General features: G+C 50.4%; 9 protein-coding genes, 1 other RNA gene and 2 pseudogenes. 9 read left to right on the top strand and 3 right to left on the bottom strand.

Annotated elements, in window-relative coordinates:
* Positions 1-61 precede the first annotated feature (61 nt).
* Positions 62-781: a dihydromonapterin reductase gene (gene folM, locus FJD32_RS19225; protein WP_088586991.1), complete on the top strand. Its 720-nt coding sequence runs from the start codon at positions 62-64 to the stop codon at positions 779-781.
* 139 nt (positions 782-920) lie between these two features.
* Here folM and FJD32_RS19220 read toward each other — a convergent pair whose 3' ends face one another.
* The 3 genes from FJD32_RS19220 to zapA all read right to left on the bottom strand — a co-directional run bounded on the left by FJD32_RS19220 (position 921) and on the right by zapA (position 2,212).
* A complete protein-coding gene (locus tag FJD32_RS19220) occupies positions 921-1,607 on the bottom strand; it encodes a 5-formyltetrahydrofolate cyclo-ligase (RefSeq protein ID WP_088586137.1) in 687 nt (228 codons plus the stop codon).
* Positions 1,608-1,614: 7 nt separating this feature from the next.
* Positions 1,615-1,795: non-coding RNA, 6S RNA (gene ssrS / locus FJD32_RS19215), on the bottom strand.
* 114 nt (positions 1,796-1,909) lie between these two features.
* Positions 1,910-2,212 (bottom strand): cell division protein ZapA, encoded by a 303-nt coding sequence (gene zapA / locus FJD32_RS19210; protein WP_037414335.1) that lies wholly within the window; start codon positions 2,210-2,212, stop codon positions 1,910-1,912.
* A gap of 225 nt (positions 2,213-2,437) precedes the next feature.
* Between zapA and FJD32_RS19205 the strand changes: the two genes are divergently transcribed.
* From FJD32_RS19205 to FJD32_RS19170, 8 genes and pseudogenes are all read left to right on the top strand, one after another.
* The gene (locus FJD32_RS19205; RefSeq protein WP_037414338.1) at positions 2,438-3,013 is read left to right on the top strand and encodes a UPF0149 family protein; all 576 of its coding nucleotides are present in this window, start codon (positions 2,438-2,440) and stop codon (positions 3,011-3,013) included.
* Between the two features lie 106 nt (positions 3,014-3,119).
* Positions 3,120-4,343: a 2-octaprenyl-6-methoxyphenyl hydroxylase gene (ubiH, locus tag FJD32_RS19200; RefSeq protein ID WP_088586136.1), complete on the top strand. Its 1,224-nt coding sequence runs from the start codon at positions 3,120-3,122 to the stop codon at positions 4,341-4,343.
* Between the two features lie 33 nt (positions 4,344-4,376).
* Entirely contained in the window at positions 4,377-5,594 is a 1,218-nt protein-coding gene (locus tag FJD32_RS19195; protein ID WP_088586135.1) for an FAD-dependent oxidoreductase, read from the top strand.
* Positions 5,595-5,992: 398 nt separating this feature from the next.
* A complete protein-coding gene (gene gcvT / locus FJD32_RS19190) occupies positions 5,993-7,087 on the top strand; it encodes a glycine cleavage system aminomethyltransferase GcvT (protein ID WP_037428462.1) in 1,095 nt (364 codons plus the stop codon).
* A gap of 25 nt (positions 7,088-7,112) precedes the next feature.
* Positions 7,113-7,502, top strand: coding sequence for a glycine cleavage system protein GcvH (gene gcvH, locus FJD32_RS19185; RefSeq protein ID WP_140907362.1), 390 nt, complete (start codon positions 7,113-7,115; stop codon positions 7,500-7,502).
* A 122-nt stretch (positions 7,503-7,624) separates the two neighbouring features.
* Positions 7,625-10,513 carry an aminomethyl-transferring glycine dehydrogenase gene (gcvP, locus tag FJD32_RS19180; RefSeq protein WP_088586134.1) on the top strand — a complete coding sequence of 963 codons (2,889 nt, stop codon included), beginning with the start codon at positions 7,625-7,627 and terminating at the stop codon, positions 10,511-10,513.
* 335 nt (positions 10,514-10,848) lie between these two features.
* Positions 10,849-12,066: pseudogene (locus FJD32_RS19175) on the top strand (IS1634-like element ISSpu7 family transposase); the annotation flags it as partial.
* An 83-nt stretch (positions 12,067-12,149) separates the two neighbouring features.
* Positions 12,150-13,457: pseudogene (locus FJD32_RS19170) on the top strand (IS1634-like element ISShes12 family transposase); the annotation flags it as partial.

Below are 13,457 nucleotides of genomic sequence, written 5' to 3'. Positions count from 1 at the left end.
GATTAACAATCTGCCAAATGCGTTTGCTTTTAATCAGTGCTTGGCAAATAACAGGATGGATATGACAGCTCCCATTATTATCACTGGCGTGGGTAAACGTATTGGTTACGCCCTCGCGAAACACTTGCTCGCCCAAGGGCACAAGGTGATTGGCACCTATCGCAGCCATTATCCCAGCATCGATGAGTTGCAGTCTTTGGGCGCGACCTTAATGCAATGCGACTTTTACGATAATGCGCAGCTCCAAACCCTGATTGAGCAATTGAGCCAATACCCCAAAATCCGCGCTATTATCCATAATGCCTCTGACTGGTTGCCAGACAACAGCCCAAGCCTTGCCCCCCATGAGGTGATGCAGCGCATGATGCAGGTGCATGTGAGCGTACCCTATCAAATAAACCTAGCCTTAGCCTCGCAATTACGTGCGGGAGCCGAGGGTGAGATTGGCGCCAGCGATATTATCCATTTCACCGACTATGTGGCCGAAAAGGGCAGTGCCAAGCACATGGCTTATGCGGCCAGTAAAGCGGCGCTAGATAATTTAACCTTATCCTTTGCGGCTAAATTAGCGCCCGAGGTCAAAGTGAATGCGATTGCGCCGGCGATGATCCTTTTTAATCCAAGTGATGATGAAGCCTATCGACAAAAGACCTTAGCCAAGGCCATCTTGCCAAAAGAAGCTGGAAATCAGGAGATTATTGCCTTAGTGGATTATCTATTGGCGAGCCGCTATGTCACTGGGCGCAGCCACAATGTCGATGGTGGGCGGCATTTAAAATAAAGAAAATCTAGAACGGCCTATGACCTCTAGAACGCCATTGCATGGCTCTAGAATCTAGATTCAATCAAGAAGAAGTCGTTATGGAGCGATGCTCTGCTTTTTCTAGCAGCGAAGCGCTCTAGCTTCTAGCTCCTACTTTTCAAAACTCCCATACTCGACTTGGGGTGATGATAGCGGGTAAGGGCACATCCCAATGTTCGCATGGCAGGCTCGGTACTTGTTGGCAATCATGGGCATACCCCATAGGAAGTGGTCTGCCTTTGCTGTGCCAATTAGCTAGCGTTCTGTCGTAATAGCCGCCGCCCATGCCCATACGATTACCTTGGATATCAAAGGCAACCAACGGGGTGATCACCACATCGAGTCGCTCAATCGGCATAACGTTACGCACATCTAGCCGTGGCTCTAAAATACCGAATTGATTCGGCTGCATTGGCGAGTCGGCGTGGTAATGCAAAAACAATAATTGCCCAGCATTAAAGGGGTGCAGCCGTGGCAGATAGGTTTGAATCCCCTGTTGCCAAAGCGCTGCGATAAGCGGAGCAGTTGCCAGTTCGCCATCGTGGGTGAGGTAAAGTGCGACATGCATGGCCTTCAGCGCGCTGAGCTTTTCGAGCATTCGCTGACCTGCGGCAAGGCTTGCCTCGGTTTGCACCTCTGTCGAAAGCGAGCGGCGCGCTAAACGTATTTGTTTGCGTAACTCGGCGCGGCTTAGCGTTGGGCTTAGATTTGGGCTTAGCGACTTGGCGTCAATTTCAGGCTGAGTGCCGTGTGGCCCATTGACTGCTTGGGCCGAAGTGTTTGAGACAGGTGAAGTGATAGACATAAATAAGATGCTCCCCAGAATGCCGCTACCGGTGTAGCCCTTGAACCGTAGGTTCAAGGCGGGTAAATGATTACCTCCTAAGGCTTCTCGGTACGAGCCGAGCATGCTCAATGTCAGTAAAGCATTCACCCTGAGATCAAAATTATCGGCACAGGGACATTACCAGTTGGCCTGCATCCCAGGGAGCAAAAACGGTATTGAATCGCTAATCGTTTGGCTTAAAAAAGTATAGGCCAGTTAGCCATTCACTGTGCAACTCTTCTCAGATAGATGGTGCTTGGCACCGAGTGCACAGTCTAAAACTATTTGGTTGAACGCTCAACTAAGGCGTTTTCCAAGGTTGACTGCAACAGGCTGATGCGGTCATCCATTTGTTTCATATAATGCTTATTCTTTTGCTTTTCTTGGTACAACTCGTGGCCAATATTCAGCGCCGCCATAATGGCAATTTCTTCGCGGCTTAAGCTATTAGTGCGATTTTTTAGGGTGGTGAGTTGCTGCTCAACCCCTTGAGCCACAATACGTAGGGCATCTTCCTGACCTTTCGGACAGGCGATAGAGTAGGTGCGCCCCAGCAGGGTGATTTCAACTGCACTGTTACTCATTCGAAGATGATCCTTTCGTTGGCATCGATAGGGCGGACTATATAGGGCTGATATTAAAAGTGCAAGGTAAGCCGCTGATGGATTGCACATTCGCCGTTTTGTTTGCTGCTTGTGTGAGCAGTTGCCGGAATTTTTATCTTCAACCCTAAGAATGCCGGATCAGAGTTGGTTCAAGTCTTTAACTCTGCTAGCATTGCTGCTGGAAAATTCTGATTGGAATCTGATATGGCGACCCCTCCTTCGTTACGTATCGAAAGCTTAAAAATAGCCCTCGATGCGGCTGAAATTGGTCAGCATCCCGTGGAAGTTCACGGTGCTCTTGTGGGTTTAATCTGCGGTGGTGTAGATCAAACCGGTGATTTGTGGATTAAACCGTTATTTGACCTGATGAACGATGGTCAGCCTTTGCCCGCACCTTTACATCAATTGGTGTGTGAGTTGTTCCAAGACTCGGTTGCTCGTTTGAGTGACTTTGATTTTGGTTTTATGCCATTGCTTCCCGAAGAGGAAGAATCCCTCAGTCACCGAGTTGAGGCGCTATCGCTTTGGACGCAAAGCTTTTTAACGGGCATTGCGATTATCCAGCCTAAGCTCAATAAAGCCTCCGCCGAAGTGCGTGAAGTGATTAAAGATCTGGCCGATATCGCCCAAGTGGAATTCGATGTGACCGACGATGAAGAGTCGGAAACCGCCTATATTGAATTGCTGGAATTTGTGCGCATTGCTGCGATTTTGTGTTACTCCGAGTTTGGCCCAGAGCCGAGCCACGAAGAGAGTGACGATGCCGCGGTGATCCATTAATCCCTAAAAGAGAAAGGCGGAGCGATTCCGCCTTTTATTGTTTTTCAAATCTAACATCCTGATGGCGAAACGCTTTTAGCCATGCCATAGCTTGAATGAGAACCCCATGACGGTAGCAGAGCACATGGATAATTCAGTTCAAAATGTCGATATTGCCATTGTCGGTGGCGCCATGGCGGGTGCGACCCTCGCGTTAGCTTTGGCTCGTTTGTCTGGTACTGAAAAACCGTTATCAATTGCCTTAATCGAGGCGCATCTTCCCGATAACAATCACCCCGGTTTTGACGCCCGTTCTATCGCCATTGCCCATGGTTCTATCTTCGAGTTATCCCGTTTAGGTTTATGGCCAAAATTGGCGCATTTAGGCACAGCAATCAAAGATATCCATGTGTCCGATCGTGGTCATTTTGGCATGACGGAACTCAATGCTAGTCAGTTCCATTTAGATGCGCTGGGGCAAGTGGTCGAGCTGGAAAGGGTCGGCCAAGTGCTGTTTAGCGAGCTTAACAAAACTCAGGTTAAGCGCTATTGCCCTGCCAAACTGTCAGCGTTAATTCCCGATATCGACAGCCACACGCTGGTGCTGGATTCCGGCGAGCGGATTTGCGCCAAGCTGGTGGTCGCCGCCGATGGCTTGCAGTCTAAAGTGCGCAGCAGTTTTAATCTGCCCATTACCCAAGTGGCGTTTGAACAAACCGCGATTGTCGCCAATCTACAAACCGATAAGCCGCATCAACATTGGGCCTATGAACGATTTACCGAGACTGGCCCACTGGCGTTATTGCCGATGGCAGATAGCCAAGGTCAACCGCGTTTGTCCCTCGTCTGGGCGCTCGATAATCACCGCGCCCAAACGATGCTCAATGCCCCAAAAGCCGAGTTTTTAGCTGAGTTGCAGCAGGCCTTTGGTTATCGCGCCGGCCAGTTTATCGATGTCAGCGAGCGCCATGCTTATCCGCTAAATCTGTCCTACATGCCAAGGCCAATCCACCATAGATGCGTGTTTATCGGCAATGCGGCGCAGACGCTACACCCGATTGCGGGGCAGGGATTTAACTTAGGCCTTCGGGATGTGGTGAGCTTGCTTGAAGTGCTGCAACGCGCGCTGGCGCAGGGTGAGGATATCGGCGGTGTCGCCGTCACCCATGGCTATTTGCAGGCCCGTGAGGCGGATAGAAACAGCACTATTCGCAATATTGAATTTTTAGTCCGTGGCTTCTCTAACCAATATTGGCCCTTGGCCCTTGGGCGTAATCTAGGATTGCGGCTGTTGTCTTGGTTCCCGCCACTGAAAACCCCCGTCGCTCAAAAAGCGATGGGCTGGAAATAATTACTGGTATCGCAACGCGAAAAGGATGTATCCATGTTAAGTTCACAAGCCTATGACATTGCCATTGTGGGTGGCGGCATGGTGGGACTCGCCACCGCGATAGGATTGGCACAGGCCAACTTGAATGTCGTCGTGATCGATGCCCAAAGTACCCAAGCCGTGAGCGGCGAGCCAAGGCTTAGGGTCAGCGCCATCAACAAGGCGAGCCAACGTTTGCTGGAGCACCTCGGCGCTTGGCACTATGTCGATGCCAGCCGCGCGACGCCCTATCAAAAAATGGCGGTATGGGATAAAGACGGCTTTGGCAAAATCGCCTTCGATGCCAGTAGCATCAGTGAAACGAGCCTTGGTGCGATTATCGAAAACGACGCCATCAGCTATGCCCTCGCCAAGCGTGCCAGTGAATTTGACAATATCACCCATATCGAAAACCAACGCATAGAGCGTATCGCCTTTGGCGAGCGTGAAGCTTGGTTGACTCTCGCCAATGGTGCTGAAATAGAAAGTGTGAGCGCCGCACTTGTGATTGCCGCCGATGGCGCCAATTCTTGGGTGCGTGAACAATGTAAGATCCCGTTAACCTTCTGGGATTATGGTCACCATGCGATCGTGGCGACCATTCGTAGCGAGATGCCGCACCTTGCCACCGCTCGCCAAGTGTTTTTGCAGGACGGCCCGCTGGCCTTCTTGCCGTTATATGAAGAAAACCTCTGCTCCATCGTCTGGTCAGTGCCGCCCGAGCGCGCCACTGAATTACTGGCAATGGATAAAGTGCAATTTGAGCGTAATCTTACCGCCGCCTTCGACGGTCGCCTTGGCATTTGCAAGCTGGAGAGTGAACGCCAAGCCTTCCCGCTGCGGATGCGCTACGCCCGCCATTTTGCCCGCCACCGTTTAGTGCTCGCGGGGGACGCGGCCCATACCATTCATCCATTAGCGGGCCAAGGGGTTAACCTTGGCTTCCTCGATGCCGCCAGCATTATCGAAGTCATCGGCGAGTTACACGATGCGGGTAAGGATATCGGTGATTATGCCGAGCTGCGTGCGTTAGAGCGTTGGCGCAAGGCCGATGCGATGGAGATGATCGCGGCGATGGAAGGCTTTAAGCGCCTGTTCGAGGGTTCAAACCCAGTTAAAAAGGCCATTCGCGATCTGGGACTCAACCTCGTTGATAATATCGCTGGGCTGAAAACAGTGTTCATGCAACAGGCCATGGGTAATAAGTCGTCGCTGCCCAAGTTATGTCGCTAGCCTCGGTTGCGCTAATGTGATCAGAATTGCCGCAATTATCAGCGATTTGATTGCAAGCTGCGCAAATCTCGCTTTCGCATGTAAAAAAATTACATGTTGAAGATGAGAAAATCTAATGACACTGGCTTCGGATTAGAAAAATCTCCTGTATACAAATTTGTGACGCAAGGTATAATTTCGCCGCATTTTAGACCCTAGTACTTATACCAATCACGATAAATATCTGATTAATTCAGAGCGAATCAGGCGTTGCAGTGACAGACGCATTGAGACCGAAAGAACCCCTTTCAAATTGATGCATCGTGGAAGTGAAATGCCGATTAGCCAGATATTTAGCCGGATTTGTATCACCCTACGCTAGGCAGAGACCTGAAGAAGGCCGCAAAAAAGGGATAACAATGGCTAATAAAACTGTTCTGTTTAACAAGCACTTAGAATCAAACGCTAAGATGGTCGACTTCCACGGTTGGGATATGCCCCTCAACTATGGTTCACAAATCGAAGAACACCACGCCGTGCGTCAAGACGCAGGTATGTTCGACGTGTCCCACATGACTGTGGTTGATGTGACCGGAACCGACGCTTGTGCATTCCTCCGTAAGTTGCTCGCCAACGATGTGGCCAAACTTAAAGTTCCTGGTAAAGCCTTATACGGCGGCATGTTAGATGACAATGCCGGCATCATCGACGACCTAATCACTTACTACCTCACCGACACTTTCTACCGTGTTGTTGTTAACAGCGCGACCCGCGAAAAAGACTTAGCCTGGATCGCCAAACAATCCCAAGGTTTTGATGTCACAGTGACCGAGCGTCCTGAGCTGGCGATGATCGCCGTTCAAGGGCCTAACGCTAAGGCCAAAGCCGCCGCCGTATTCAGTAGCGAGCAAAATGCCGCCATCGAAGGCATGAAACCTTTCTTCGGTAAGCAAGCGGGTTCTCTGTTTATTGCGACCACAGGTTACACAGGTGAAGCGGGCTACGAGATCATCGTGCCAGAAGCGGAAGCCGAAGCCCTGTGGCAAGCTCTGTTAGATCAAGGCGTTAAGCCCTGTGGTTTAGGCGCCCGCGATACATTACGTCTCGAAGCCGGTATGAACCTCTACGGCTTAGATATGGACGAAACCATCAACCCGCTGGCCGCCAACATGGGCTGGACCATTGCATGGGAGCCAACCGACCGTGACTTTATCGGTCGTAAGGCGCTTGAAGCCCTGCGCGATGCGGGAACCGACAAATTAGTCGGTCTAGTGATGGAAGAAAAAGGCGTGTTACGCCATGATATGCCAGTATTTTTCACCGATGCAGCGGGTGTTGAGCAGCAAGGCGTGATCACTAGCGGTACTTTCTCACCTACATTGGGCTATTCTATTGCGATGGCGCGTGTTCCTAGTTCAATTGGGGATACGGCGGAAGTCGAGATGCGTAAAAAGCGCGTGGCTGTTAGAGTAGTAGCGCCAAACTTTGTGCGCAACGGTAAACAAGCATTTTAAAAAAACGGAACAAGGAACAAGAACAATGAGCAATATTCCGACAGAACTGAAATACGCCTCTTCACACGAATGGATCCGCAAGGAAGAAGACGGTAGCTACACTGTGGGTATCACTGAGCACGCTCAAGAGCTGTTAGGTGACATGGTTTTCGTTGAGCTGCCAGAAGTGGGTGACACTGTCACGGCGGGCGACGACTGTGCAGTGGCGGAATCAGTGAAAGCGGCTTCTGACATCTACGCGCCAATCTCTGGTGAAGTGATTGCCGTCAACGAAGCACTGGAAGATTCTCCAGAGCTGGTAAACAGCGACGCTTTCGGCGAAGGCTGGTTCTTCCGCGTTATGCCTTCTGATGAATCAGAAGTTGACGCTCTGCTCGATGCAGAAGGTTACCAAGCTGTAATCGACGAAGAATAATCGTCGACGCTAACGAAGCCCTCAGGGGCTTCGTTTGTTTTAGCGCAAGTTTGACATAACAATAGCCCGTTTATCAGTACCCTACAGTCCTGAGCGACGGCAAATCTGGAACAAGGTTTATCATGACCAAGCAAACCCTCACTCAGTTAGAACAGCACGATTTATTCTTACGTCGCCATATCGGCCCAGATAGCAGCCAACAACAAGAAATGTTGAACTACGTTGGTGCTGAGTCTTTGGACGATCTGACCGCGCAAATCGTGCCTGAGTCGATCCGTTTAAGCCAAGAGTTGAGCATTGGTGATTCCTGCGGCGAAGCCGAAGGTTTGGCCTACATTCGTGGTTTAGCCAAGCAAAACCAAGTCTTCAAAAGCTACATTGGTATGGGCTACTACGGTACCCAAGTGCCTAATGTGATTTTGCGTAACGTCTTAGAAAATCCAGGTTGGTACACGGCGTACACGCCATATCAGCCAGAGATCGCCCAAGGCCGTTTAGAAGCCATTCTAAACTTCCAACAAGTGTCTATGGATTTAACCGGTTTAGATTTAGCCTCTGCTTCGCTGCTGGACGAAGCGACTGCCGCTGCCGAAGCGATGGCGCTGGCTAAGCGTGTGTCTAAAGCTAAAAAAGCGAACATCTTCTTCGTAGCCGATGACGTATTCCCACAAACCTTAGACGTAGTGAAGACTCGCGCTGAGTGTTTTGGTTTTGAAGTGGTGGTAGGTCCTGCCCATGAAGCAGTAAACCACGAACTGTTTGGTGCCCTGTTCCAGTATTCAAACCGTTTCGGTCAAATCACTGACTTCACTGACTTATTCGCCGAATTACGTGCGAAAAACGTGATTGTGACTGTGGCTGCCGACATCATGGCATTAGTGTTACTCAAGTCACCGGGTGCCATGGGCGCCGACGTGGTCTTCGGTAGCGCGCAGCGTTTCGGTGTGCCGATGGGCTTTGGTGGTCCACACGCGGCCTTCTTCGTGGCCCGTGACGAGCACAAACGCTCTATGCCTGGCCGTATCATCGGTGTGTCAAAGGACACCCGTGGTAACCGCGCACTGCGTATGGCGATGCAAACTCGTGAGCAACATATCCGCCGCGAAAAAGCCAACTCAAACATTTGTACCGCGCAAATTCTGTTAGCGAACATGGCGTCTTTCTACGCCGTATTCCACGGCCCACAAGGCCTGAAAACCATCGCATCACGCATCAACCGCTTCACCGATATCTTAGCCGCTGGCTTACAAGCTAAAGGCGTGAACTTAGTGAACAACACTTGGTTCGATACCATCAGCATCAAAGGCTTAGACGTTGCAGCAGTCAATGCTCGCGCGCTGGCCGCTGAAATGAACCTGCGTTTCGATGCTGACGGCATCGTCGGCGTGAGCTTAGATGAAACCACTATCCGCACCGATATCGACGCCCTGTTCGATGTGATTTTAGGTGCTGGCCATGGCTTAGACGTTGCCGCATTAGATGCGCAAATCGTGGCGCAAGGTAGCCAATCGATTCCTGCTTCTTTAGTGCGTGAAGATGCCATCCTGAGCCACCCAACCTTCAATCGCTACCAAAGCGAAACCGAGATGATGCGTTATATCAAGCGTCTCGAAAGCAAAGACTTAGCACTGAACTACTCAATGATTTCATTGGGTTCATGTACCATGAAGTTAAACGCTGCGGTTGAAATGATCCCAGTCAGCTGGCCAGAATTTGCTAACATGCACCCATTCTGCCCACTGGATCAAGCCAAGGGTTACACTCAACTGATTGAAGAACTGTCTTCATGGTTAGTGAATGTCACAGGTTACGATGCCGTGTGTATCCAACCTAACTCTGGCGCACAGGGTGAATACGCGGGTCTGCTGGCGATTCGTAAATACCACGAGTCTCGTGGGCAGGCCCACAGAAACATCTGCTTAATCCCACAATCTGCCCACGGTACTAACCCCGCATCGGCGCAATTAGCCGGTATGCAAGTGGTTGTGACTGCCTGTGACAAGCAAGGTAACGTAGATTTAGAAGATCTGAAGGCCAAAGCGGCTGAAGTGGCAGAAAACCTGTCATGTATCATGATCACTTACCCATCGACCCACGGTGTGTACGAAGAATCTATCCGCGAAATCTGCAACATAGTGCATCAGCACGGTGGTCAAGTGTACTTGGACGGCGCCAACATGAACGCCCAAGTTGGCTTAACCTCACCAGGCTTTATCGGTGCCGACGTATCGCACCTTAACCTGCACAAAACCTTCGCCATTCCACACGGCGGCGGTGGTCCAGGTATGGGCCCAATCGGTGTGAAAGCGCACTTAGCGCCGTTCGTTGCGGGTCACGTAGTAGTGAAACCAGGCCGCGAAAGCGATAACAACGGTGCGGTATCAGCAGCGCCATACGGCAGTGCTGGCATTCTGCCAATCAGCTGGATGTACATTAAGCTGCTCGGTTCAAACGGCCTGAAAAAGTCGACTCAAACCGCACTGTTAAACGCTAACTACGTGATGAAGAAGCTGTCTGAACACTACCCAGTACTGTTCCGCGGCCGTAACGATCGCGTCGCGCACGAATGTATTATCGACCTGCGTCCAATTAAAGAAGCCTCTGGCGTGACCGAAATGGATATCGCTAAGCGTCTGAACGACTACGGTTTCCACGCACCAACCATGAGCTTCCCTGTTGCGGGCACGCTGATGATTGAGCCAACCGAATCTGAGTCTAAGGTTGAACTGGACCGCTTTATCGACGCTATGGTGTCAATCCGCGCCGAAATCGCGAAAGTTGAAGCGGGCGAGTGGCCAGCGGACAACAACCCGCTGCACAACGCACCACACACTATGGCCGATATTATGGACCCAGCGTTCGATTCACGCCCATACAGCCGTGAAGTGGCCGTGTTCCCAAGTGCCGCAGTGCGTACTAACAAGTTCTGGCCAACCGTGAATCGTATTGATGACGTGTACGGCGACCGTAATTTGTTCTGTGCTTGTGTGCCGATGGAAGACTACGAGTAATTGCTGAAATAGAGGCTGAATAGTACGTTATTCAGTTCTAACGTTTGATGAAAGCGAACCCTTAGCGGTTCGCTTTTTTATTGGTTAGTTATTCATTCTGCCGAGATTGAGCTGCTAATTAGCTTTATAAGTCGCTGATAATGCGGTGTTGCTAATTGCCTGCCGCAGGCTCTCGCACTGTTACACCAGTGACTCGCTGTAAATCCGTCATTCCGCAGCTAATTCCAGAATTTAAATAGTGTGATCTGGCGATCAGCTTTTCATAAAAACTACGACACCATCTTGACCGCGATCGACAGTTTTGATCTATTACTGCTATTTGACGGTCTCAAAATATGTCTACCCATCCTGTTATTAAACGCTTAGATCACCTTGGTCTCATTGCCGCCTTTTGTCACGAAATTGGCCTGCCACGGATGATAGATGCCGTTATCCCAAAATATTCTGACCACAATGTTTCTCATGGTGACGCGGTATTGGCCATGCTCCTAAATGGACTTGGCTTTCATAGCAGAACACTGCACATGTTCTCGGACTTTTTTAAGACCAAGCCTGTATCTAAGCTACTCGCCAAAGACATTGAAGCACACCACCTGACTGATGATGTACTAGGCCGCACATTAGATGCTCTATACGAAGCCGATGTCTCAGCGCTCTATCAGGTTATTGCTGAGCGTGTTGTTGATAAACTGGGCTTGACGACCGATTCTGTTCATCTTGATATCACTAGCTTCCACGTTGATGGTGAGTATGCACAAGATGAAAACACCAACGTGATTAAGCTTGTAAGAGGTTATAGTCGGGATCATAGGCCAGAGCTTAACCAAGTCGTGCTTGAACTCATCTGTGAAAACCAAGCAGGTATTCCTGTTTACATGCAAGCACTGAGTGGTAACACCAATGATGCCAAGGCATTCGCTGAAGTCACTAAAAGACACATACATTGCCTAAAAGCCGCGCAAAATAGTCGTTACTTTATCGCTGATGCCGCTTTGTACACCGAAGAAAGCATCTCCTCGCTAGATGAGCAAAATCAAAAATTCATTACCCGTGTCCCCATGACCATCAAGCTCGCAAAACAAGCACTACTTGCGCTAGAGCCAGAGCAATTAAGCACTATCGGTCATGGCTACTCAGGATGTTGGATAGACTCGGATTACGGAAAGGTCAATCAACGTTGGTTGCTCGTTCACAGTGAACAGGCCACCAAGCGGGAAGAAATCACTTTCTTCAAGAACTTAGAGAAAAACATAGCAAAAGAAATCAAAGCGTTGGAAAAGCTAAGTAAAAAACCATTCGCTTGTGAAGTTGACGCAGAATTAGCGTTTAACGATTTCAAGAAACAATGTGACTTACTTGGGTTTGAACAAGGCACTCTCATCAAACAGCCGACTTACTCTCATTCGGGCCGCCCAAAGACAGATGAAGCACCGACAGGATACCAATACTTTATCGAAGCCGCCCCCTTCACCGACCTAGAAAAAGTAAAACTGGCTAAGCTCAAAGTAGGCATGTTTATCCTCGCGACGAATGACACCGACAATGAAGCCGTCATTCCGCACCTAATTTTCGATTTAAAAAACTTGACGGCGATCGGTCATTCTGATCTATTACTCTCTTTTGCAGGTAATTCATCATGGCCGCTCCCGCTATCTCTATCCGTAACCTCGACCACCTTGGTTTGGTCGCTGCACTTTGCCAAGAACTCGGCATTGCTCGCATGATTGATGCGGTGCTACCCAAAACGCCGCCCTACAAAGTCTCACATGGTGAAGCGTTGGTGGCGATGATACTGAACGGTCTTGGCTTTCATAGTTCGACCTTGCACATGTTCCCGCAATTCTTTGCCAACAAGCCTGTAGAACGCCTGATTGGCCCGGGGATCTGTGCCGATGACCTCAATGATGATGTGCTCGGCCGCTGCCTTGATGCCCTCTTTGAGGCCGATGTCAGCACGCTTTATCAGGTGATGGCGGAGCAGGTCGTTGAACGATTGGGGCTCAAAAGTACTGCAGTACACCTCGATATCACCAGCTTCCACGTCGATGGCGCCTATGACCAAGCCGATGGCGAGCAGCTCGGTAAGTTGCAATTGGTACGGGGCTATAGCCGCGACCATCGGCCAGAGCTAAACCAGGTTATCCTGGAGCTTATCTGTGAAAATCAGGCCGGCCTGCCCATCTACATGCAAGCCTTGAGTGGTAATATTAATGATACCAAGGCCTTTGCCCAGACGGTACGGCGCCACTTGAGCAGTCTCAAGGCCGCGCAGGAGAGTCGTTATCTGGTCGGCGATGCGGCGCTGTATTGCGCCGACACCTTGCAACTACTGGCACAACAGCAACAGTTGTTCGTGACTCGTGTGCCTGTCACCCTCAATGAAGCCAAGCGAGCCGTGGCAACCATTGGCACCCAGTCGCTGGTTGCGCTGGGCAATGGCTATCATGGCTGTTGGCAAAGCGCCAATTATGCCGACGTCGCGCAGCGTTGGTTGCTGGTGCGCAGCGAACAGGCCAGCCACCGTGAGCAGCAAACATTAGCCAAAAACCTACTGAAAGACAGCACGCGTGAACTGAAAGCCTTCAACAAATTATGTGCCCAGCGTTTTGCCTGCGAGACCGATGCGCAGGCTGAATTAGCCCGTTTTGCTGTCAGCTTAAATCTGCTGCAACTAGAAGCAGAAGTCGTGAGTGAACCTATCTATGCAGGGCGCGGAAGGCCCCAAAAGGGTGAAATGCCGGTGAACTACCAATTTCACATCAAGGGGTTAGCCGCAAGTAGCTTGGCGCGGGTGGCTGAGGCGCGCAACCAGACAGGGGTGTTCATCCTCGCGACCAATGATCACAGTGAAACGCTCACCATGGCTGAGCTGTTGGCTACCTATAAAGCCCAGCAGAATGTCGAGCGTGGTTTTAGGTTTCTGAAAAGTCCCGAATTTTTAACC

Origin of the sequence: Shewanella sp. LC6 (assembly GCF_006385735.2) — a bacterium.
In the GTDB taxonomy this organism is placed as follows: Bacteria; Pseudomonadota; Gammaproteobacteria; order Enterobacterales; family Shewanellaceae; genus Shewanella; species Shewanella xiamenensis.
The sequence above is the reverse complement of the archived record's forward strand: the minus strand, read 5'-3'. Positions and strand labels throughout refer to the sequence as shown.

What these genes read in the sequence shown, in the direction of transcription:
- gcvT (WP_037428462.1), top strand. Translation starts at nt 5,993, where the DNA reads ATGGCTAATAAAACTGTTCTGTTTAACAAGCACTTAGAATCAAACGCT.
- gcvH (WP_140907362.1), top strand. Translation starts at nt 7,113, where the DNA reads ATGAGCAATATTCCGACAGAACTGAAATACGCCTCTTCACACGAATGG.
- gcvP (WP_088586134.1), top strand. Translation starts at nt 7,625, where the DNA reads ATGACCAAGCAAACCCTCACTCAGTTAGAACAGCACGATTTATTCTTA.
- folM (WP_088586991.1), top strand. Translation starts at nt 62, where the DNA reads ATGACAGCTCCCATTATTATCACTGGCGTGGGTAAACGTATTGGTTAC.
- ubiH (WP_088586136.1), top strand. Translation starts at nt 3,120, where the DNA reads ATGACGGTAGCAGAGCACATGGATAATTCAGTTCAAAATGTCGATATT.
- zapA (WP_037414335.1), bottom strand. Translation starts at nt 2,212, where the DNA reads ATGAGTAACAGTGCAGTTGAAATCACCCTGCTGGGGCGCACCTACTCT.
- FJD32_RS19205 (WP_037414338.1), top strand. Translation starts at nt 2,438, where the DNA reads ATGGCGACCCCTCCTTCGTTACGTATCGAAAGCTTAAAAATAGCCCTC.
- FJD32_RS19195 (WP_088586135.1), top strand. Translation starts at nt 4,377, where the DNA reads ATGTTAAGTTCACAAGCCTATGACATTGCCATTGTGGGTGGCGGCATG.
- FJD32_RS19220 (WP_088586137.1), bottom strand. Translation starts at nt 1,607, where the DNA reads ATGTCTATCACTTCACCTGTCTCAAACACTTCGGCCCAAGCAGTCAAT.